21 protein-coding genes are annotated in these 17,958 nt (G+C 47.9%); 12 read left to right on the top strand and 9 right to left on the bottom strand.

Annotation, left to right across the window (positions count from 1 at the left end):
- Window positions 1–66: 66 nt before the first annotated feature.
- Window positions 67–669: a LuxR C-terminal-related transcriptional regulator gene (locus LBW88_RS14300; protein WP_224932931.1), complete on the bottom strand. Its 603-nt coding sequence runs from the start codon at window positions 667–669 to the stop codon at window positions 67–69.
- 199 nt (window positions 670–868) lie between these two features.
- On the opposite strand from LBW88_RS14300, the gene LBW88_RS14295 reads away from it, so the two are divergent.
- Window positions 869–1,054 carry a general stress protein gene (locus tag LBW88_RS14295; RefSeq protein ID WP_084931166.1) on the top strand — a complete coding sequence of 62 codons (186 nt, stop codon included), beginning with the start codon at window positions 869–871 and terminating at the stop codon, window positions 1,052–1,054.
- 41 nt (window positions 1,055–1,095) lie between these two features.
- On the opposite strand, the gene lepB is transcribed toward LBW88_RS14295, so the two are convergent.
- Window positions 1,096–2,031, bottom strand: a complete 936-nt coding sequence (gene lepB, locus LBW88_RS14290; RefSeq protein ID WP_224932930.1) for a signal peptidase I — start codon at window positions 2,029–2,031, stop codon at window positions 1,096–1,098.
- Between the two features lie 221 nt (window positions 2,032–2,252).
- Between lepB and LBW88_RS14285 the strand changes: the two genes are divergently transcribed.
- Window positions 2,253–2,504: a hypothetical protein gene (locus LBW88_RS14285; RefSeq protein ID WP_045814538.1), complete on the top strand. Its 252-nt coding sequence runs from the start codon at window positions 2,253–2,255 to the stop codon at window positions 2,502–2,504.
- A gap of 71 nt (window positions 2,505–2,575) precedes the next feature.
- On the opposite strand, the gene LBW88_RS26505 is transcribed toward LBW88_RS14285, so the two are convergent.
- Window positions 2,576–2,701: a hypothetical protein gene (locus LBW88_RS26505; RefSeq protein WP_255352476.1), complete on the bottom strand. Its 126-nt coding sequence runs from the start codon at window positions 2,699–2,701 to the stop codon at window positions 2,576–2,578.
- A 385-nt stretch (window positions 2,702–3,086) separates the two neighbouring features.
- Between LBW88_RS26505 and LBW88_RS14280 the strand changes: the two genes are divergently transcribed.
- Window positions 3,087–3,479 carry a YgiW/YdeI family stress tolerance OB fold protein gene (locus LBW88_RS14280; protein ID WP_224932929.1) on the top strand — a complete coding sequence of 131 codons (393 nt, stop codon included), beginning with the start codon at window positions 3,087–3,089 and terminating at the stop codon, window positions 3,477–3,479.
- A 113-nt stretch (window positions 3,480–3,592) separates the two neighbouring features.
- On the opposite strand, the gene LBW88_RS14275 is transcribed toward LBW88_RS14280, so the two are convergent.
- Window positions 3,593–3,793, bottom strand: coding sequence for a hypothetical protein (locus tag LBW88_RS14275; RefSeq protein WP_224932928.1), 201 nt, complete (start codon window positions 3,791–3,793; stop codon window positions 3,593–3,595).
- Window positions 3,794–4,032: 239 nt separating this feature from the next.
- On the opposite strand from LBW88_RS14275, the gene LBW88_RS14270 reads away from it, so the two are divergent.
- Entirely contained in the window at window positions 4,033–4,230 is a 198-nt protein-coding gene (locus LBW88_RS14270; RefSeq protein ID WP_224932927.1) for a hypothetical protein, read from the top strand.
- The gene (locus LBW88_RS14265) at window positions 4,231–5,019 is read left to right on the top strand and encodes a hypothetical protein (protein WP_224932926.1); all 789 of its coding nucleotides are present in this window, start codon (window positions 4,231–4,233) and stop codon (window positions 5,017–5,019) included.
- Here the strand turns inward: LBW88_RS14265 and LBW88_RS14260 are convergent.
- Window positions 5,011–6,777 carry a sensor domain-containing phosphodiesterase gene (locus tag LBW88_RS14260; protein WP_224932925.1) on the bottom strand — a complete coding sequence of 589 codons (1,767 nt, stop codon included), beginning with the start codon at window positions 6,775–6,777 and terminating at the stop codon, window positions 5,011–5,013. The two genes, LBW88_RS14265 and LBW88_RS14260, sit on opposite strands and share 9 nt — an antisense overlap.
- 774 nt (window positions 6,778–7,551) lie before the next feature.
- Between LBW88_RS14260 and LBW88_RS14255 the strand changes: the two genes are divergently transcribed.
- The 3 genes from LBW88_RS14255 (at window position 7,552) to msrA (ending at window position 9,220) form a co-directional block, all read left to right on the top strand.
- The gene (locus LBW88_RS14255) at window positions 7,552–7,797 is read left to right on the top strand and encodes a ParD-like family protein (RefSeq protein ID WP_045832646.1); all 246 of its coding nucleotides are present in this window, start codon (window positions 7,552–7,554) and stop codon (window positions 7,795–7,797) included.
- Complete coding sequence (gene map / locus LBW88_RS14250) at window positions 7,794–8,576, top strand: type I methionyl aminopeptidase (protein WP_224932924.1); 783 nt, start codon at window positions 7,794–7,796, stop codon at window positions 8,574–8,576. Before LBW88_RS14255 ends, map begins: the two co-directional genes overlap by 4 nt.
- Before the next feature lie 107 nt (window positions 8,577–8,683).
- The gene (msrA, locus tag LBW88_RS14245; protein WP_224933013.1) at window positions 8,684–9,220 is read left to right on the top strand and encodes a peptide-methionine (S)-S-oxide reductase MsrA; all 537 of its coding nucleotides are present in this window, start codon (window positions 8,684–8,686) and stop codon (window positions 9,218–9,220) included.
- 76 nt (window positions 9,221–9,296) lie between these two features.
- On the opposite strand, the gene LBW88_RS14240 is transcribed toward msrA, so the two are convergent.
- Window positions 9,297–9,914, bottom strand: a complete 618-nt coding sequence (locus LBW88_RS14240; RefSeq protein ID WP_224932923.1) for a LysE family translocator — start codon at window positions 9,912–9,914, stop codon at window positions 9,297–9,299.
- A 114-nt stretch (window positions 9,915–10,028) separates the two neighbouring features.
- On the opposite strand from LBW88_RS14240, the gene LBW88_RS14235 reads away from it, so the two are divergent.
- Complete coding sequence (locus tag LBW88_RS14235; RefSeq protein ID WP_224932922.1) at window positions 10,029–10,925, top strand: LysR substrate-binding domain-containing protein; 897 nt, start codon at window positions 10,029–10,031, stop codon at window positions 10,923–10,925.
- A 36-nt stretch (window positions 10,926–10,961) separates the two neighbouring features.
- Here LBW88_RS14235 and LBW88_RS14230 read toward each other — a convergent pair whose 3' ends face one another.
- Window positions 10,962–12,527, bottom strand: coding sequence for a methyl-accepting chemotaxis protein (locus LBW88_RS14230; RefSeq protein WP_224932921.1), 1,566 nt, complete (start codon window positions 12,525–12,527; stop codon window positions 10,962–10,964).
- A gap of 410 nt (window positions 12,528–12,937) precedes the next feature.
- Window positions 12,938–13,444: a ferritin-like domain-containing protein gene (locus LBW88_RS14225; RefSeq protein WP_224932920.1), complete on the bottom strand. Its 507-nt coding sequence runs from the start codon at window positions 13,442–13,444 to the stop codon at window positions 12,938–12,940.
- A gap of 452 nt (window positions 13,445–13,896) precedes the next feature.
- Here LBW88_RS14225 and LBW88_RS14220 point away from each other — a divergent pair, with 452 nt between their 5' ends.
- The 3 genes from LBW88_RS14220 (at window position 13,897) to LBW88_RS14210 (ending at window position 16,391) form a co-directional block, all read left to right on the top strand.
- Window positions 13,897–14,100, top strand: a complete 204-nt coding sequence (locus LBW88_RS14220) for a general stress protein (protein WP_224932919.1) — start codon at window positions 13,897–13,899, stop codon at window positions 14,098–14,100.
- A gap of 541 nt (window positions 14,101–14,641) precedes the next feature.
- Window positions 14,642–15,217, top strand: coding sequence for a TetR/AcrR family transcriptional regulator (locus LBW88_RS14215; RefSeq protein ID WP_224932918.1), 576 nt, complete (start codon window positions 14,642–14,644; stop codon window positions 15,215–15,217).
- Between the two features lie 697 nt (window positions 15,218–15,914).
- Window positions 15,915–16,391: a DUF1348 family protein gene (locus LBW88_RS14210; protein WP_224932917.1), complete on the top strand. Its 477-nt coding sequence runs from the start codon at window positions 15,915–15,917 to the stop codon at window positions 16,389–16,391.
- Window positions 16,392–16,449: 58 nt separating this feature from the next.
- Here LBW88_RS14210 and LBW88_RS14205 read toward each other — a convergent pair whose 3' ends face one another.
- Window positions 16,450–17,571, bottom strand: coding sequence for an RNA-guided endonuclease InsQ/TnpB family protein (locus LBW88_RS14205; RefSeq protein ID WP_224932916.1), 1,122 nt, complete (start codon window positions 17,569–17,571; stop codon window positions 16,450–16,452).
- Window positions 17,572–17,958 lie beyond the last annotated feature (387 nt).

The following is a 17,958-nucleotide window of genomic DNA, read 5'->3' as shown; positions in this document are numbered from 1 at the left end:
AATTTGTAGGGGTTCGCTGAGCGTGCTCACCTGGCTGAAAGAGACGGGACATAAAGGTAAAAAATATTATCCGACAGGGGGCCGATTAAACCCGTATTGCATAAGCCGATGATGAAACTGAACATTATTCTCGCAATTCAGTTTCAAATAAATTGACCGCTTGTAGTGGCTTATGGTTTTGTTATTGAGTCTGACACGCAAAGCAATATCCTGCTGACTGCTGTAGTGAGCCAGCCATTTTAGCATGTTAAATTCTTGCAGAGAGAGCGTTGGTACACTGCTACGTGTTGACGCAGGAGGGCTCTTTTCAGCAAGTGAATTGACGCTTTGAACGATACTGGCTAGCGAGGATTTTTTTGTCAGAATGACCACTGATTTAAGTTCACGTGCAAAAAAATTGAGGATTGCCGCATCACATATCTCTGTCAGTACCAGCACGCTAATACGCGGATAGAGTGCCTGTAACAGACGTAAAAATGCGTAGGAAGATTCTATATCATCAACTGCCGTTTTTAACTCAATAATCATCACATCAATAGGTTGTTCAATCAGAATACGTTTTGCTTCACAAAAAGAGGCGCAGTTTGTGACTTGAACCCCACGGGATATAAATAACTTTTTCAACCCTAATGCAGCCCAGCAATCGGCATCAACATTTAATATTTTCATGTTTATTACTTGAACGATTAAAAAAACATTTAATCGTGAACAAAGCGCATTTTAAATCGGACAATATTTCTTTTTACGTACGATAACGACTACAAAAAAATTAATTATCCTGCGCTGGCGAAGCCGTAACGGCGCACTAGAATTATGGGGTGACTAGCTAGTCCTTATCTCTCACGGAACATTGATATGAGGTCTTCCTATGAAACAACAGAGCTACAGAGGCGGTGCAGGGAATTTTGCTAACGATCCGGCACGAGCAAAAGAAGCTGGAAAAGCGGGAGGCAAAGCCAGTGGAGGCAACTTCAGAAACGACCCTGAACGCGCCGTTGAAGCGGGTCGGAAAGGAGGCAAGATAAGTCGCCGTCCTCCAACAAAGTCTGAGTAAAGCGCTTTAGGATTTGTTCTGCCAGGGACTGGCATCTCCTCCTAATGAATGCCTCCAATGCGAGTCAGCCTCAACCCCGTTGGCCACTGCCCTTCCTGTTTTTCCATGCTAAATCCAATCGCGACCGCTTTGCCCACCAAATTATGCTCAGGCACAAACCCCCAATAGCGGCTGTCATAACTGTTGTTACGGTTATCGCCCATCATAAAATAGCTCTTCGCCGGTACTACCCACTCGCCAGGCTGCTGACCCGGCTGATGGAAAAACTGCGAGACTGAATCAGTCAATTTAGGCTTCTGCAAAATGCGATGCGCTACTCCCGCCAGCGTTTCTGTGCCCACCAGTAAACGCTGTTCAGAGGCTGATTCCTCCCCAACGGGCCTGACATAGAAGCCCGGATGCGCGCCAGCCGTTTCCACAAATTCGCCCGCTTTGAGTGCGCGGTAGTGAATGGCTAACGGAGCCACACAAGCTTGCTTAGCCTTGCAGGCTGGTAAAATAGTGAGCTGTTGCGTCGCGGGATTAAATATCACTTTGTCACCAGGTAACCCGATCACTCGTTTGATAAACAACTGCGTTTCATCCTGCGGAAAGGTAAAAATCGCAATATCACCGCGTTTTGGATGCCCGGTAGCGATTAACGTTTTCTGATTGAAGGGATTTCGTAGCCCATACGAATATTTATCGGCCAGCACCCAGTCACCCGTTAGCAACGTAGGCATCATTGACCCGGAAGGAATGCGGAAAGGTTCCCAGCCAAATGCCCGAACCAGTAATACGACGACGAGTAACGGAAAGAGAGATGCGGGCGTGTCCAGCCAGCCAGGAAGATGCTGAGTCTTGTTCTGATGCAAGGCCGAAGCTTCAGCGCTAACCTGATCAGCACTGCCACGTGTTGTTACAGAAAGCCTGTAGGCCCAACTCAATCCACTAAAAACCACAGCAATAGCCAGAATCAGGGCAAAGATGTTCATCATAAGTCGGTTCCAGCGCTGCTGTGTTATCCGCGTGAATCAATACGGATCATGAATATGCGCCGTCAATATAAACCAAACGTCAGGCTCTCGCTCTCCCATCTGTGCTTTACGTCTCGCTTATTAAGGCTGTAAAGCAGAGGCTTGAGTTATAAGCCTTTCAATGCGATATTCATTTCAATACGGTGGTTTGCTTAATCAACAGACTTTAATAAGGAGCGATGATGTCAGCTGAAGAAAGAATAAAGGAACTTGAGGAAACCGTGCAGCGGTTAAAGATTGAAACCGATGTATTGCGCGAACTGATGATTAAACAGGTTGCGTTGAACAACATTAGCTTCAAAGGTAAGTATGATGAAGTCATTATTAATATGGCTAAAGAGTATGAAGAACGGGGACTTGAGGTAGATCGTAATCGTGCCATGCATGAAGCGATGCGCCAATACATCAAAGATGATACATCATCCAATGATTGAACCTTTTTTCTGCAACAAAACTTACCTTCAGATGGATCGAAAGAGCCGCAGCAGCGGCTCTGTATTGAGAATCAGATAATGGGTTTTTGATCATCAGGTAAACCACGATCGTCAGTCTCATCGTCCTCTTCATCGGGCAAAGGCAAATCGTCGCCAGGCAGTGGCTTAACATCATCTGGATCGGGACGTTCTGACATACATACCTCCATTCACCCTGATTGGGTATAGGTAGTTTAGTTAGGTGATGATTAAAGCGATGCAGTAAATAACCGATTCTGTGAATCAAGCGTAAGATATTTTTTAAAAACAGCGCGCCACTAGTAAAGTGGATTTTCTTTACTACGTGCTTCGTTTATCTTTTGCCATGTTATTTTTAAAAAAAAGAGAAAAAATTTTATAAACCGTATTTCGAACTTTATGCTCGATAACCGTCACCTTATCATTTAAACAACCCACTCTCTTTCAAGCTACTGCATGTGCTCAATTTTCGACGTTTGAAGACGTAATTACACTGCGGCTGCGTTTACTTTCCCTGATCTGTGCCAGGCTTAAGCCTTACACATTCATCTCAGGAGATGAGATATGCATAAAGCCGCATGGGTTGCGTTACTGTTGTCATTAAGTTTTGGCACATACGCTGAAAAGGGAGGTTTTGAGGCGGGTAAAACGCCACCGCCACAGAATAAAGAGGATGCCGGTTATAAAGGCTCAGAAGATACGGGCGAAACTCCCGTCACCCTGATTAAAGACTTTCGCCAGGGTGGATATGTCACGCTTGAAGGCTACATCACCCACAAGATTAAGGGTGATACCTATCAATTTCGAGATAGTTCAGGCACGGTGAATATTGATGCACCGGTCAGTACTTTTAAGGGTAAAACCTTTAATGCTGAGGATAAAGTGCGAGTCAGCGGGAAAGTCTTTGGAAAAGGGGAAAGTGCTCACTTAAAAGTCTCAAGGATAGATGAACCTTGACCCTATCATTTGCACACCTCAGCAACATCATATTGGCTGAGGTGCCACTCTCGCATGATTATAATGACTGAGATCGTTACTGCACGTAAAAATCCAATCCAGTTCCAGGCAGGTTATTTGTCCTGAAAAGGATCATGCTTATGATCTTTACTGTCATCGCGCGTGCGGGGAATCTCGCCATGTTCTTCAGGATTATCTTTGGCAGGATGATCATCTTCTTCATAGGCATTTCCTGCATTCGGGGCCGCCTCAGGAAGGCCTTTGTGCGCATCGCCTTCCTTTTTATGATGTTCATTTACATTATGATTTTTCATAAATCACCTCACAAATAATGGTTTTTTAACTATAGTCTACTATTTGCAACAGAAATTAATATTTATCGTTTACTAACATCAGATAATAATATTTCATTTCCATTAACGGCTCGCTTAATTATTTTTATAACCGGATTAATCTGTAAAGTACTCAACATCCCCTTTGGGGAGGGGGGTAAGCCTGATCAACCACTGGCTTTGTGCCATACTCTTGGCACCCCGGAAAAATGGAAATTAACATGTTTAGTTTTGTCACCTCCCTCTTCAGCAGCCCTGAATCGTTGCTACAAGTCATGAGTCAGGAAGATATGAAGGATTCTATTCAGGAGGGTGACAGAATCATTATTGATGAAGATGGTAACGCTTCGGTTAATCCTTTAAGTCCAAAAGTACAGCGCGATTTCTCCCATCACGTCAAAACATTAAAGGATATTTAAATGGGAACGGCAATATTTATGGTGCTGATGGTCTGTGGCTATTGGTATACCAGTCGCGACATGTCGAGTCGCTTAAAAATAAAACGGTCCTTTGGCTGGGATGTTTATTTTTTGATTGCCCTTTATGGCTGTATTTTTGTCTTGCAGGGCGTGCTTGCTACCGGGATCGTCTGGCTGTTATTACTCGCCGCTTCTGCACTCAATAATACTTTTGCACTCAGCAGTCTCGTGCATGCCCGCTGGCATGTGGATTTTATGACCTGGAGCTTTCTGGGCATTCAGGCACCGGTGGTGATTATGCTCGCCTTTGCCGTGCTGTTTTGTGTTTATCGTTCAAACTTGGCAGGCAGCGCGCGTCTCACCGCCAGCAGCCGTCGGGACCTCTATCAGCAATTATCTCGTTCAAATGGTATCGAACAGATGCTACTGCAGTGTATGGAAGAAGGTGAGTTGGCCTGGGTAACACTGAAATCCCGCCGCATTTATATCGGCATGATCCACGCAGCGACCTTTGAGCATGTCAGCACCGCCAACATCGTCTTGATACCGATGCTGAGTGGTTATCGCGATGCCCGCACGTTAAATCTCGCGGTTGAACATAATTACAGTCGCTGGTATCACGAGCACAACATCGATTTTATGTCTAAACCCAAAACGGCTTTGGAATTTCGTAAGGTGATCATGGTGGATCAAATCGAAAGTCTGTCACTGTTTGACCCCGCCAGCGCCAGCGCCCTGGCCATGGGTGAAACAGATGACAGTGATATCAGACCCGAGGCATCAGCCTAATTTCCATCTTAGCCACTTATCCAGTTCGCCTTCAGGCAATGGGCGGGAATGAAAGAACCCCTGTGCCTGATCGCAACCAAATTCTTTTAACGCTTCGAGCGTCTCAATATTTTCCACGCCTTCGGCTAATACCACGTAGTCTAGTTCTTTAAGCATGGCGATAATACTGCGGGTGATGATGCGTGACGCGGTATCCGTGGCAAGTCCGCCAACAATCGAACGGTCGAGCTTAACCACATCCAGAGGCATTTTTCGCAGGTAACTGATATTGCTATAACCGGTGCCGAAATCGTCCAGCGCAATGCCAAAACCGCGCAGTTTTAGCATTTCCAGACCATTAATGGCCGCCGTGCTTTCGATGATGCGCTCGGTTTCCAGACACTCAATGCCGAGAAGATTAGTCGGTAAGCGCGCCTTGTTCATCTTATTCTCCAGCCTGTCGGCAAAATTTTCCTGGCTAAAGTCGCGTACGCTGACGTTTACCGTGACAGGCAACTGGATACCTTGCCCATTGAGCCGTTTCAAACGCTCAATGGTTTTATCAATGACCCATTCGGTGATCTCTTGCAACAGCGTGGTTTGCTCAGCAAGAGGGATGAATACCGCAGGAGAGAGTTCACCTCGGGTCGGGTGGCGCCATCGGATCAGCGCTTCAAGCCCAATGGGCAACCCGCTGCTTAGACAGATTTTCGGCTGGAACACCAGATACAAGCCGTGATTGTGCCGAACGGCAGTGGCCAAATCGTTGACGAGGGTAAAATCGTCCGTACGGCGCTCATCGTTTTTTTCACTGAAGCTCATGCAGGGAATTCCACGGCAAATGGCTTCATGCAGAGCGCTGACGGCGCGCCTTAGCGCTTCCTGTGCGGAGATTTCTGCCGCTGAAAACAGGGTTTCACCGGTATGCGTGGCCAAATCCACCGATAATCCCTCGCCAATCTCGGCGCGCACTCCCTCCATCCGTTGCGCCACCCACTCGGCGCTTAACGGGCTGTCTTGTTGGGTTAAAAGTGCAAACCGTCCAGTCGCCACGGTATAGAGCAGTTCGTTTTTGCCGGGACGAAGACGTAGCGGCAGTAACGTAGCCATATCTTTGAGCAGCCCTTCAACCGGCGCCATACCCAATGAACGCGCCAGTTCATACGCACGCGGCATATCGATGCAGTCGATCAACACCAGCCGATGCCGAGTGGTATCACCCGCATTACGCAAGGATTGCAGGTCTCTAATCAGTTGCTGGCGGTTAGGTAATCCCGTCACTGAGTCGGTAAATCCCACTGAGTGCCATGCCTCAAGGAAAGAGATCACCAGTTGTGATAACAGCGTCATCGTCGCCAGTTTTTCAGCGCTAAAGGCCTGCGGTTTACCATCAACCACGCACAGCGTGCCTAATACCAGCCCTTCCCGACTCTTCAGTGGCACGCCGGCATAAAAGCGAACAAAAGGTTCGCCGATAACAAAAGGATTGACGGCAAAACAGGCGTCCAGTTGGGTGTCGGGCACCACCAGCGGTTGATCTCCTTCTACAACGTACTGGCATAACGAATCGGCGCGCAGGGTTTCGCCAACATTAAAGTTGTGAGCGGCTTTGATGTATTGGAAATCATCGTCAAGGACGGAGATGAAACTACTGGGAACCCCCAGGGTTTTACTGACTAAATCAGTGAATTTGCTCAGGACATCATCACGGCAGATATCTGGATTTCGAAGTGCCTGCAGCGTTATGCAGCCGGGTTTAAATTCGTTAGTTCCGCTCATTTGCACACGCCCAATCCATTGGTACTGATAGCAATTCAGAACTTAACAGAATAACTTCATTATCATTAAGGAGAATATCCGCCATTTTGCGTCTATTTTGCTCATTATTAACCGGTGAATTACCCCATACTAAGCCCGTTATCACAGTTTGTCATGCTTAATTATCCTTACAAAAAGCTTACATGAAAAACGTGTGGAGGTATCAATCACCCTTATCAAGCGAAGCGTTATTTAAGTCGATTATCATGGCCTGCATAAAATTTTATCAATAGCACACTAATTAATAAGATTTTAGAATAATGATATTAAATTCAGCTTGTTGCCTGGGTGAGTATAAGTCCAAAAATTATTCGAATAATCGATTCAGATCGGCTTGGCTATTCTTATCTTACTACTCACTGCCCCCTGACTTTTCCTCAATAATACGCCTCGCTTATTAGAAAACCGATTTATCCTGGGCATGATTTATTTTAACTCAGGGATTCAAGTGACGAACTTTCATCAAACCATTGTGTCCGAGTGGTGAGATATTTCTCTGTAACGAATGTTGACCCGCCTTGCGCGGGTATTTTTTACCTCCTTTACTTCCATACCTGTGCCTTCTTCTCCCTACTTTCAACGTATCCGTTCTGCAGTCGCATCAGGCTTAATCGACAGAGAGGCAAATTGGGTCTGCAAAGTCACGATCAACAACTCAACATTTCCCCTTCCATCTTCACTTTACCCGGCGTAACCTATATGCAAAACGACTATGTTTCATATACGGATCGCATAATGGGTATCGTAAAAATTTCTGACCTGATGCATGAGAATCTGCGTATCGCCAGCACGGCATTAAGCCGTTCTATCAACGCGCAGGCAGAACACTGGATGAAGATTGGCATGCTGGCTGAGCTTTATCCTGACCTCAACCTTCAGGAACTGACGCGCCTGTTAATGCGTGTCGAACGTGACGGCGGCGCGGATTTAGCGCAGCTGCTTGACCAGCCAACTTTAACCACGCAGGGAATCGCGCAATGACCATAAAACTACACACCGCTGAAGAAATCGAACTGGCACGCGCTGCCGGACACGCTGCGGCTAAAGTGCTGGAAATCATCACCCCTTACGTCAAACCCGGCGTAACCACGGATGAATTAGACGCTATTTGCCATGACTACATTATCAACGAATTGAAAGTGGTGCCCGCGAATATCGGTTATCACGGCTACACGCGCACCACATGTACATCGATAAATCATGTGGTGTGTCATGGCATTCCGGGCGAGAAAAAGCTCAAGAATGGCGACATCGTCAACATCGACGTAGCCATCATCAAAGATGGTTGGTACGGCGATACCAGCCGTATGTATTACGTCGGCGAGCCTTCGGTTCGCGCTAAACGTTTGGTCGATGTCACTTATGAATCAATGGTGGCGGGTATCAAGGTGGTTAAACCCGGCGCGACGCTAGGCGATATCGGCGCAGCGATTCAGCAGGTTGCTGAGAAAGCCGGTTTTTCCGTGGTGCGTGAATATTGCGGTCACGGAGTCGGTGAAATTTACCATGGTGACCCACAGATCCTGCACTACGGCACGCCGGGCACGGGTATTGAGCTGCAGGCGGGCATGATCTTCACCATCGAGCCGATGATAAATGCCGGTAAAGCAGGCACCAGTGTGCTGTCTGATGGTTGGACGGTGGTGACAAAAGATCGCTCGTTGTCGGCACAGTGGGAACACACCATTGCCGTGACCGAAACCGGATTCGATTTGCTTACCCCATGGCCGGAAGGCACGGGCGATTACGCAGCAATTTAAGCCAGCGGAAAAGTAACGTATTCTCGCATACTCAGGATGCGCCAATGCAGTGGCGTTACTTTTCACCGCCGTGTAAGGTAACGTCACTTTTTGATCCGGAACTCAGACTGATGCGTGAACAAGCCATTTTTGCCGGCGGCTGCTTTTGGTGTACTGAAGCGATTTTCCAATCCATTCATGGCGTGTTGAGCGTCGAAAGTGGTTACATCGGTGGCCATGTTGCGTCACCCACTTACGATCAAGTTTATAGTGACACCACGGGTCACGCCGAAGCGGTTAAAATCGAGTTTGATCCCACTCTGGTCAGTTACGACGATTTACTCGACATCCACTTCGCTACGCACGATGCCACGCAGGAAAATATTAAAGAAGGCGTAGTGCGATCACGCTATCGCTCCGCACTGTTTCCGACCAGCGATGCACAACGTATTGCCGCTGAACAAGGAATCGCACGTGCCGCTGCCGAACTCGACAAAGCGCTGGTGACAAAGCTGGAACCTTTAGCCGAGTGGTACGCTGCAGAGGACTATCACCAAAACTTCTGGGAAAAAGAAGGTCAGGAAAATGCCTTCTGCATGATGAACATCCCGGCAAAATTAAAGAAATTGCGTAATAAATTCCCTGAGCAGGCGTCTAATAGCTAACCTGGCATCTATTCAATAATCTGAGTGATTCGTTGAATCACCCTTAGTCCCGCGCTGGGCGGGACTGATTGTTTCTTTAAGCCATTAAAGCAACGAGCTGGCACAAGTTATAAGCCGTCCCGGTAACTGCGATCGCTAACAACATCATCATAGATAGTCGTTCAAGTCGTTGCTGCAACGATCGCGGCATCCAGCGTTTAATCGAAATGATGTAGAAAGTCAGCACAGCGAAATCAAAGATCATCCACACCAACGCCAGGGTGACCAGACTGCTGCTGAAATGCGGCGTCACCGCGATAAATTGGGGAAACAGTGCAGCAAAAAACAGAATATCTTTAGGATTTGATACCCCAATCATAAAGCCTTGCAGCAACCCGCCTTGCGTGCCTGCGTTGTCCAATGAGGATATCCCGGATGACCGCAAGCCACGCCACGCTATCAAGCCGATAAACAACGATCCTACCAGACCGATAATCTGCAAATTAAGTGGATTAAGTGACACCAGTCCCGTCAGCGCTAAAGCGGCCAGCGCCATCAACACCAGCGAAGCACTGTTGGTGCCAACTACGGTGGCAAAGGCGCGACGATATCCCTGGCGCGCAGCGGTGCCCAATACCAGCGCCACCACGGGGCCCGGCGTCAGTATTAACAGCAGAATGGCCAACATATACGTCAGCAGTAGCGAGATATTCATGAAGACGACCCGAACACGTTTTAAAGGTTCGCCAGTATTGCGGGTAAAACGCGCGTTGAAAAATGGATTAAAATACCGTTCAATGTGAGTTTTACTCAACGTTGAAAGCACACTATGACGCTTCCACCACTTTATGCCCTGCGCGCCTTTGCCACAGCAGCACGTCTTGAGTCTTTTAGTCAGGCTGCCGCCGTGCTTAACGTTACGCCCGGTGCCATCAGTCGTCATATTCGTACGCTGGAAGCCTGGTTCGAGTGTGAATTATTTGTTCGTAAAGGGCCTAAGGTTGCCATTACTGCAGCCGGAAGCGTGTTAGCCGCGCAGCTTGAAGAAGGTTTCGAACAACTGGACAGTGCCTGTGCCGCTTTCACCCAACATAACCACCAACTGCGTCTGAAAGCGCCTTCGACGCTCACCATGCGATGGCTGTTAGATGTATTGCAAAAGTATCGTGAGCAATACTCAACGCCTGACGTACAGATCACCAGCGTATGGATGGACACCGACAGCGTGGATTTTGTGCGCGAGCCTTATGACTGCGCGATCTTATTGGGAAGCGGCGAGTTCGGTGCCGATACAGAGAGCCGCCTGCTGTTTAAGGAGTGGTTGATTCCAATTTGTGCACCTGCGCTGAAGCAGCAAGCACAAACGAATCTGGCATCCTGCGAATTGATTCATCCTACGCACGATCGCCGCGACTGGCGTCGCTGGTTAGCAGGCGTGGCCGATGCTCCGCAGATCAATCTGTGGCAGGGAAAGCTATTCGATACTTTAGAGCAAGGCAATATGGCCGCGATCAGTGGCCATGGGGTCTCTATCGGGGACTTGCTGCTGAGTATTGAAGCCATCCAAAGCGGACTGCTGACGTTACCCTATCCACAACCCGTGGCAACCGGTGAGGGCTATTATCTGGTGTGGCCGAAATCGGTGAGCGGTATGAAAAATATCGACTTGTTTGCTGACTGGTTGGTTACACAGATCCCTCAATACGACCAGGCGGATCTCTATTAGTCAGAGGGCGGCTTGTTGGCCGCCACTCTTTATCGTTTAGGCTGTTTTTTGCAGCGTAAACACGCTGACACTGCTAACCATGTTCGCCGCTTGCTCGCTCAGCATGGCTGAGGCGGCTAAAGATTGCTCCACCAGCGAGGCATTTTGCTGGGTGGTGATATCGATTTGACTGATCGCAATATTGATTTGACTGATGCCATCCGCCTGCTCGCTGCTGGCCTGATTAATCTGCGACAGCACATCCTTCATGTTAACGACGTTCGTCATCATCTCCGTCATCAGTTTGTTGGCGTCCGCAACCATGTCACGTCCATCCATAATGCGCGTGGAAGATTCCTCAATTAAATGGCGAATCTCATGGGATGAGGTTGCCGTCTTCTGTGCCAGCGCACGCACTTCTTGCGCCACCACAGCAAAGCCGCGACCGTGCTCCCCTGCTCGTGCTGCCTCAACAGCAGCATTCAGTGCGAGGATGTTGGTCTGGAAGGCGATCGAATCAATCAGGTTGATGATGTCGGCCATACGACCTGCTGAATCATGGATCTCAGCCATTTTGGTTGACACATTGTTCATCATTGTGGCGTTTTGCCCTACCGCGCTTTCCGCCTTTTCAGACAGATCGGCAGCAAAGTGCGTGTTATTGCGCGTGTTGCTTATCGTGGCGGTGAATTCCTCAACCGATGCAGCCGTTTGCTCAACCGAACTGGCCTGCTCTTCAGTACGCGCGGCTAAATCGTGTGTACCCGACATAATTTCGCTGGCACCGCCGGATATTTGTTCAGCACTAATACGAATATGACTGACAATCGTCGACATCTTTTCCTGCATCTGCTGAATCGCGTTTATTAATTGCCCCATCTCATCTTTACGTTTTTCATAAAAACTCGTACTGAGATCGCCATCGGCGACACGTCCTAAGAATGCAATCACATTTTTTAATGGCACAGTAATCGACCGAATAATAATCCAGCCGATCAGTGCAGAGAGAATGACCGCCGCAATAAAGATGACCACCATTGAAATTTTAGTGGTGTGATAGGAATCCATAAAATGTGTATAGGAACCGTTCATCTGCTGCTCTTGCAATGCGATAAAACGCTTCACTTCACCCGTGTAGTCCTTTTGTTTATTCGCCAGTGTCGTCAGATAATAATCCAGCGCTTTGCTGGAATCCTGGTTAGCAAGTTGCAAAAATTCATTACGTCCCTCTAAATAAGCTTTACGTTTATCATCCAGACTTTTGAGGTAAGCAAGAGAATCATTATCAGTCGCCAGTGCATTGAGCTGACGGTAAATCTCCGTAATTTGCCCGGTAGCGCCTTGAAGCTCATTCATGATGGTATCGCGGCGCTCCGTGTTGATTGGGCTGAGCAGCAAAGCCTGTCGCTGAATGGTGGTGTTAATCTCATCGATCAACTGATTGCCCAACGCTATGGTGGGGTAATCATCTTTCATCATGCCGTTGACGCCGGTTTGCGCCATAAACAGCGAATTTAAACCCAGGACGGCGACCAAGAGCAGCATGCCGATGTTGAGGAGTGAAGAAATAATGAGTTTGCTGCGCAATTTAATATTGCGTGAAAATCCTTGAACTATGTCCATTTAGAAACCTCAATGATTTTTATTAATGAGTCATGAAATCCAGGTGTTATTGAAAACAAAGAAATGGAGATGCTCCACGTTCTTATCGGCAACATCCCTGCTGTTATCGTCAGCACGGTCATTAACCTTAATGCTTTTACTTAAATATAACTTACTCATAAAAGACAGTTCACTTTGTACGGAATAGCTTAAATATTGAATTTGATCAGTTATATTAAATTGTTGGTAATAATAGTCACATTGGTGATCAGTGTGCTTTACTTATTAAACTGAAATTGGGGTCATTGAACTTACGTTTGAATAAGCGTAACGGGTTTTTACTGCAGCTATGCAATTGCTGTTAACGTGAAATCATCAATTATGCAGGCTGTTTACTCTCTGGGCGGCCAACTGGCCACCCAGAGAGAACACTACACCGCGCTTGACGCTTCACTATCCGTGAGCAAGTCTATCGATTCATTGGCTGCTTCAGGCAAGTCCGCAAGCAATCTGGTCGCCATATGCGCTTCCTGTTGCAAGATCCGCTGAAAAATATCTACGCCTTCACTGTCATCAGCCTGCCCGGCGGCTGCAATTAACGTGGTGTAAGTGGCAATTTTGTAACTGCAAAAGACATATACTCCGACTGCCATACGCGCGCCCTGCTCATCACGCAGCATATCGCTTGCGGCTTGCCCCACCACAGACATGCGACCTAGAGACTCTTTTAGGGCCGACCAACTATTGTCCTTACATTTCAAAACCTCTTTGACCTGCAACTGCTGTTCGCGCCCCTGATCCAGGTAATGCGCGATATGCCTCCCAATCGAGGAACCACTGTCGAGACGATCCATTGCCACTTTCAATAACGTTTCACCGTGCTTCTCCATCGCGTGTGCATCACGTAGCCAATCCAGATAAACAGATTCCCTCGTCATTCATTCGCTCCTGGTTGATATGCTCGTAGTGAACTACCTTTGTGGATGGTATGCAGATGCTTAGCGAGCTAACCACTTCAACACTGCCGCTCATGGAATTATCTGGAAATAAGCGAAGCGTTAATTAACAGCTGAGCAATCATCTTAATTAAACGTAGCAAGTAAGCCCCTCTGCGCAAGCCAGTCGGCTCGAAACTGAGAGCAAGGTTAATAACACAACCTTACCGCTTCGCTTATATTTCCCCGTGCAACACACTTTACTCAACATCTGAAATGCGCTAACAATCATCTTTGATGCGAGTTTCATCCGCTTATAAACAAAAATCGACTTATACTTAAACAAACAGTCCGCAAAATATTAAAACTTAAGATTAATCCTGACTTGATTATGGTAAAAACAACGCTACATTTATTTTTGCTTTATGTTGGTACAAATATAATGAGGAGAACGCATGACGGACCCTAACAAGCATCCTGAAGAGGAAGAGAAAAAGACGCAACGTCGTGGGGGCACAGGGAACTTCGCCGAGGATAAAGAGCGCGCCGCCGAAGCAGGCCGCAAAGGTGGTCAAGCAAGTGGCGGCAATTTTAAAAACGATCCAAACCGGGCCGTTGAAGCTGGCCGCAAGGGAGGAAAGATTAGCCGCCGGAAATAACTACATCATTAATTCAATCCAGGGTTACCTAAGCTAACCCTCATCACAACACTCTCCTGACGAGTATTAGCGCTTCGCTTAAATGCAAAATTAGCGACGTCAGGAGAGTTATTCCCATCGATAACTACCAAAAATCGATCATTTCTTGATCAATCGTGCGTCATTTACCGCTTCGCTTATCCAGCATTTTTCCTATATATATTAATGATCAATTAAGATCCTGTAATAAATAGCCAAACACGAATTAACCAACATATTTGTACATGTAAGTTTAAGTTGTACACCTTCAGAAAAATTAAAATTGATAATGATTAAGTTAATTACAAAAGTGGAAGGCAACCCACCACTTTGTCGGTGGAGAGATGAAATGGCTGCTCGATAACAATCCCTTTACGCCCTCTCATTCTTCCTGCCTGGTGTCTGTAAAATTCTTCGCATCATTCTCCGGTCACAAAGCTTGTGTCAGGACTGCATGCTTTTTTCAGAAGGTTCTTTTTAGAAAATCGTTGACTGGGTAGAACGATAATTCTACTTTTAACCCATGAATAAGAAGACAACTGATACACGGGATAAAATCCTGACAACCGCCGAGCAGCTGATCTACCAGAACGGTATCCACGCTATGGGCATGGATCTTCTGGTCAAGACCTCGGGTGTCGCAAGGAAAAGCATATATCGCCATTTCGCCAACAAAGAGGACGTGGCAACAGCCGCGTTAATAGAGCGCGACGAACGGTGGATGCAGTGGTTCAGAACAGAGTCTGACAAAGGCAAGACGCCTCAGGAACGTATTCTGAACATGTTTACCGTTCTAAACAGCTGGTTCGAGTCTGACGGCTTCCGGGGCTGCGCGTTTATTAATACGGCCGGAGAGGTTGGCGATCCTGAGGACCCTGTGCGCCAGATTGCGAAGATGCACAAGCAGAAGTTGCTGGATTACACCCTGGAGCTTGCCGAACAGCTAAACGTTGAGCATCCGGGCGATTTGGCTCGACAGCTGCTGATCCTGTTGGAGGGCGCTATCACGATGTCATATGTGATGGGTGACGAGAGTGCTGCCGACAACGCGCGGGACATCGCGAAACTCATGCTAGAACGAGCCTCATCCGGAACCTAAGGATCGTGAACGCTTATTTCCATTGACGAAGATTGATATGAGTCTTTGAGTTCGATTTATCCTCAAAAAGGCGGGACCGCTAAATGGCTCGCCGTCAATGTGTACGCACGCCAGCAGCCATTACCATCATACGCAACAACGATGTCACCACCCCGTATTCCCGCACTTTCGCGCCGTACATTTAATCATCAGCCACAGTGATATTCGGCAGCCTGATAATCTGTTCCCTGCTGGTCACCCACAGCTCGGCGGTCACTCTTCTTATCGGCGTTTGAATTCATCGTGAACGTCCATTCCTCGTTTGAAACCGACTTTTTTTCCTCACGCTTCCCTCTTTATGCCTGGATATGGCGAATTCCAATAAATTTATCACCTTAAAATCAATGCCATATAGAAAACTAAGCCGAAAACTTTCTGCTCGTGGAATTCATTTCAGAAAAACCGATTGACGAAGTAGAACGATCGTTCTACCTTTAAGCCACAGACAAGAAGCCCAGCAGTACAGAAGGAGAATCCCGGAATTTGCTGAAAGGTTTACTGATCAAAATGGCATTGATGCCACCGATCTGAGTCTTCTGGTCGAGGCTTCAAAAGTGGCGAGAGAAGTTGCGAAAATTTTGCTGGAACAGGTCTCTCACTGAGTCCTGTGTGACGAGAACGATTTTTAGCCTAAACCGAAATTTACAGGAGTTTTACCATGACTGATTCACAAGTTCGTCCACCGCTCCCTCCTTTCACATTGGAAACGGCCATTGAGAAAGTCCGTCTGGCTGAAGACGGCTGGAACACCCGCGATGCTGCAAAAGTGGCTCTGGCTTACTCACTGGACACCAAATGGCGTAACCGCGCAGAGTTCGCCAACAATCGCGAAGAGGCACAGGGTTTCCTCGACCGTAAATGGAAAAAAGAGCATGAGTACCGTCTGATTAAAGAGCTGTGGGCGTTTGGCGGTAACCGCATCGCCGTCCGCTACGCTTACGAATGGCACGATGACTCCGGTAATTGGTTCCGCTCTTATGGAAATGAAAACTGGGAGTTTGGCGCTGATGGCCTGATGGATCGTCGTTTCGCCTGCATCAACGACATGCCGATTAAAGAGAATGAGCGCAAGTATTTCTGGCCGCTGGGCCGTCGTCCGGACGATCATCCAGGCCTGTCAGACCTGGGGCTTTGACTGCTCCCCGCCCTAAAGGGCGAGGATTCCCACATCACAGTAACTAGCCTGCTCCGCACTAAGCGGCGGCAGGGCTTATAGTCACTCCGTGGGCTAACACTGCCAGCCCGGCAGCTTTGATATTCTTCGCGGCGTTTACGTCACGATCATGTGTTGCCGCGCATCCCGGGCACGTCCACAACCGCACGTTAAGCGCCAGTTTCGGCAGTGTGTAGCCGCACGCACTACAACGTTTCGTAGACGGGAAAAACTGGTCAATCGCTACAACGGATCGTCCAGCCCACTCGCTTTTGTACTGGAGTTGGCGCACAAATTCGCCCCAGCCCGCATCCGCTATTGCTTTGGATAGTGACGGGTTGCGGATCATGTTTTTTACTTTCAGGGATTCGACGCAAACAACTTGGTTTTCGTTAATCAGTTTGCGGGATAGCTTGTGCAGCCCATCCAGACGGCAATCGGAAATCTTCGCGTGGATGCGGGCGACTTTTGCACGGGCTTTGGCGCGGTTCTTTGAGCCTTTTTGTTTTTTGCTCAAACGGCGCTGTAGCAGGGCTAGTCGCTTCGCATATTTAGCGGTGTGGCGGGGATTGCCGGTTTTGAATCCTGAGTCAGTGACGAACAAATCTTTTAAGCCAACATCAATGCCAACCGTCTTAGCGGTGACTGGCAGTGATGCGGGTTCAAAATCGCAAAGGCATGAAACGAAATAACGCCCAGCCGCGTCTTTGCTGATTGTGACGCTGGAAGGCACAGACGGCAGCGGGCGCGACCAACGCACATCTAGCGGGGTTTTGCTTTTCGCCATGAATAACGCGCCGTCACGGTATTTAAACGCGGCATTTGTGAAAGTCGCTGCCTGCTTATGCCGTTTGGTTTTGAATACGGGATATTTGGCGCGTCCGGCAAAGAAGTTTGCAAAGGCGCTTTGCTGGTTGCGAACGGCTTGTTGTAGCGCCACGGCGGAAACGTCATTTAGCCAGGCTAATTCCGAGTCTTTCTTGATGGCGGTTAGTCGCTTGTCTGCTTGCGCATAGCTGATTTTTTCCTGGCGTTGGTAATAGGCATCAGTGCGCCAGCGCAAAATGCTGTTATACACGAAACGCACACACCCGAACGTTTTCGCCAGTAATTCGGCTTGTTCGGGTGTTGGATAGAATCTGTATTTGTATGCGCGTTTCATAGATCTTACATTCTACGGCGCATTATGTAAGGGGCTCAACGGATGTTACGCAGTTACCGCGCTTATATCCCCGTCCGATTGGGCGAGGCTTTACGCGCAAATGGGTAAATCATTGCGAGAAAACGCTCCTGCTTTGAAAAATGGGGAATCCGTTTGCCGCAATTAAACCATTATTTCGGGGTAGGATTTTGGAGGAGTTTTGCGGAAAGGATTCAGGCCGCCCTTCCGGACGGCCTGTTATGTAAACCCGATTAATGCGCTGCCATCTGCGCAGGCAGGCGCAGCAAGGCTCTCTTATCTGCCACCTCATCCGAGGTCACCGGTTTTGCTGGCGGGAAATCGTCGTAAAAAAAACCGATACTGTGAACGTTCCCGACCATAAATCTT

The sequence above is a fragment of the Pantoea sp. alder81 genome (assembly GCF_020179835.1).
Taxonomy (GTDB): Bacteria; Pseudomonadota; Gammaproteobacteria; order Enterobacterales; family Enterobacteriaceae; genus Pantoea.
Note: the sequence above shows the minus strand (reverse complement) of the source record. Positions and strands in the feature narration are given on the sequence as shown.

Bases quoted from the DNA above. Each gene is read 5' to 3' on its own strand.
- LBW88_RS14210 (WP_224932917.1), top strand. From the start codon at position 15,915: ATGACTGATTCACAAGTTCGTCCACCGCTCCCTCCTTTCACATTGGAA.
- LBW88_RS14240 (WP_224932923.1), bottom strand. From the start codon at position 9,914: ATGAATATCTCGCTACTGCTGACGTATATGTTGGCCATTCTGCTGTTA.
- LBW88_RS14280 (WP_224932929.1), top strand. From the start codon at position 3,087: ATGCATAAAGCCGCATGGGTTGCGTTACTGTTGTCATTAAGTTTTGGC.
- LBW88_RS14225 (WP_224932920.1), bottom strand. From the start codon at position 13,444: ATGACGAGGGAATCTGTTTATCTGGATTGGCTACGTGATGCACACGCG.
- LBW88_RS14215 (WP_224932918.1), top strand. From the start codon at position 14,642: ATGAATAAGAAGACAACTGATACACGGGATAAAATCCTGACAACCGCC.
- LBW88_RS14285 (WP_045814538.1), top strand. From the start codon at position 2,253: ATGTCAGCTGAAGAAAGAATAAAGGAACTTGAGGAAACCGTGCAGCGG.
- LBW88_RS14220 (WP_224932919.1), top strand. From the start codon at position 13,897: ATGACGGACCCTAACAAGCATCCTGAAGAGGAAGAGAAAAAGACGCAA.
- LBW88_RS14205 (WP_224932916.1), bottom strand. From the start codon at position 17,571: ATGAAACGCGCATACAAATACAGATTCTATCCAACACCCGAACAAGCC.
- LBW88_RS14300 (WP_224932931.1), bottom strand. From the start codon at position 669: ATGAAAATATTAAATGTTGATGCCGATTGCTGGGCTGCATTAGGGTTG.
- LBW88_RS14295 (WP_084931166.1), top strand. From the start codon at position 869: ATGAAACAACAGAGCTACAGAGGCGGTGCAGGGAATTTTGCTAACGAT.
- LBW88_RS14235 (WP_224932922.1), top strand. From the start codon at position 10,029: ATGACGCTTCCACCACTTTATGCCCTGCGCGCCTTTGCCACAGCAGCA.
- map (WP_224932924.1), top strand. From the start codon at position 7,794: ATGACCATAAAACTACACACCGCTGAAGAAATCGAACTGGCACGCGCT.
- lepB (WP_224932930.1), bottom strand. From the start codon at position 2,031: ATGATGAACATCTTTGCCCTGATTCTGGCTATTGCTGTGGTTTTTAGT.
- LBW88_RS14260 (WP_224932925.1), bottom strand. From the start codon at position 6,777: ATGAGCGGAACTAACGAATTTAAACCCGGCTGCATAACGCTGCAGGCA.
- LBW88_RS14255 (WP_045832646.1), top strand. From the start codon at position 7,552: ATGGGTATCGTAAAAATTTCTGACCTGATGCATGAGAATCTGCGTATC.
- LBW88_RS14265 (WP_224932926.1), top strand. From the start codon at position 4,231: ATGGGAACGGCAATATTTATGGTGCTGATGGTCTGTGGCTATTGGTAT.
- LBW88_RS14275 (WP_224932928.1), bottom strand. From the start codon at position 3,793: ATGAAAAATCATAATGTAAATGAACATCATAAAAAGGAAGGCGATGCG.
- LBW88_RS14270 (WP_224932927.1), top strand. From the start codon at position 4,033: ATGTTTAGTTTTGTCACCTCCCTCTTCAGCAGCCCTGAATCGTTGCTA.
- LBW88_RS26505 (WP_255352476.1), bottom strand. From the start codon at position 2,701: ATGTCAGAACGTCCCGATCCAGATGATGTTAAGCCACTGCCTGGCGAC.
- LBW88_RS14230 (WP_224932921.1), bottom strand. From the start codon at position 12,527: ATGGACATAGTTCAAGGATTTTCACGCAATATTAAATTGCGCAGCAAA.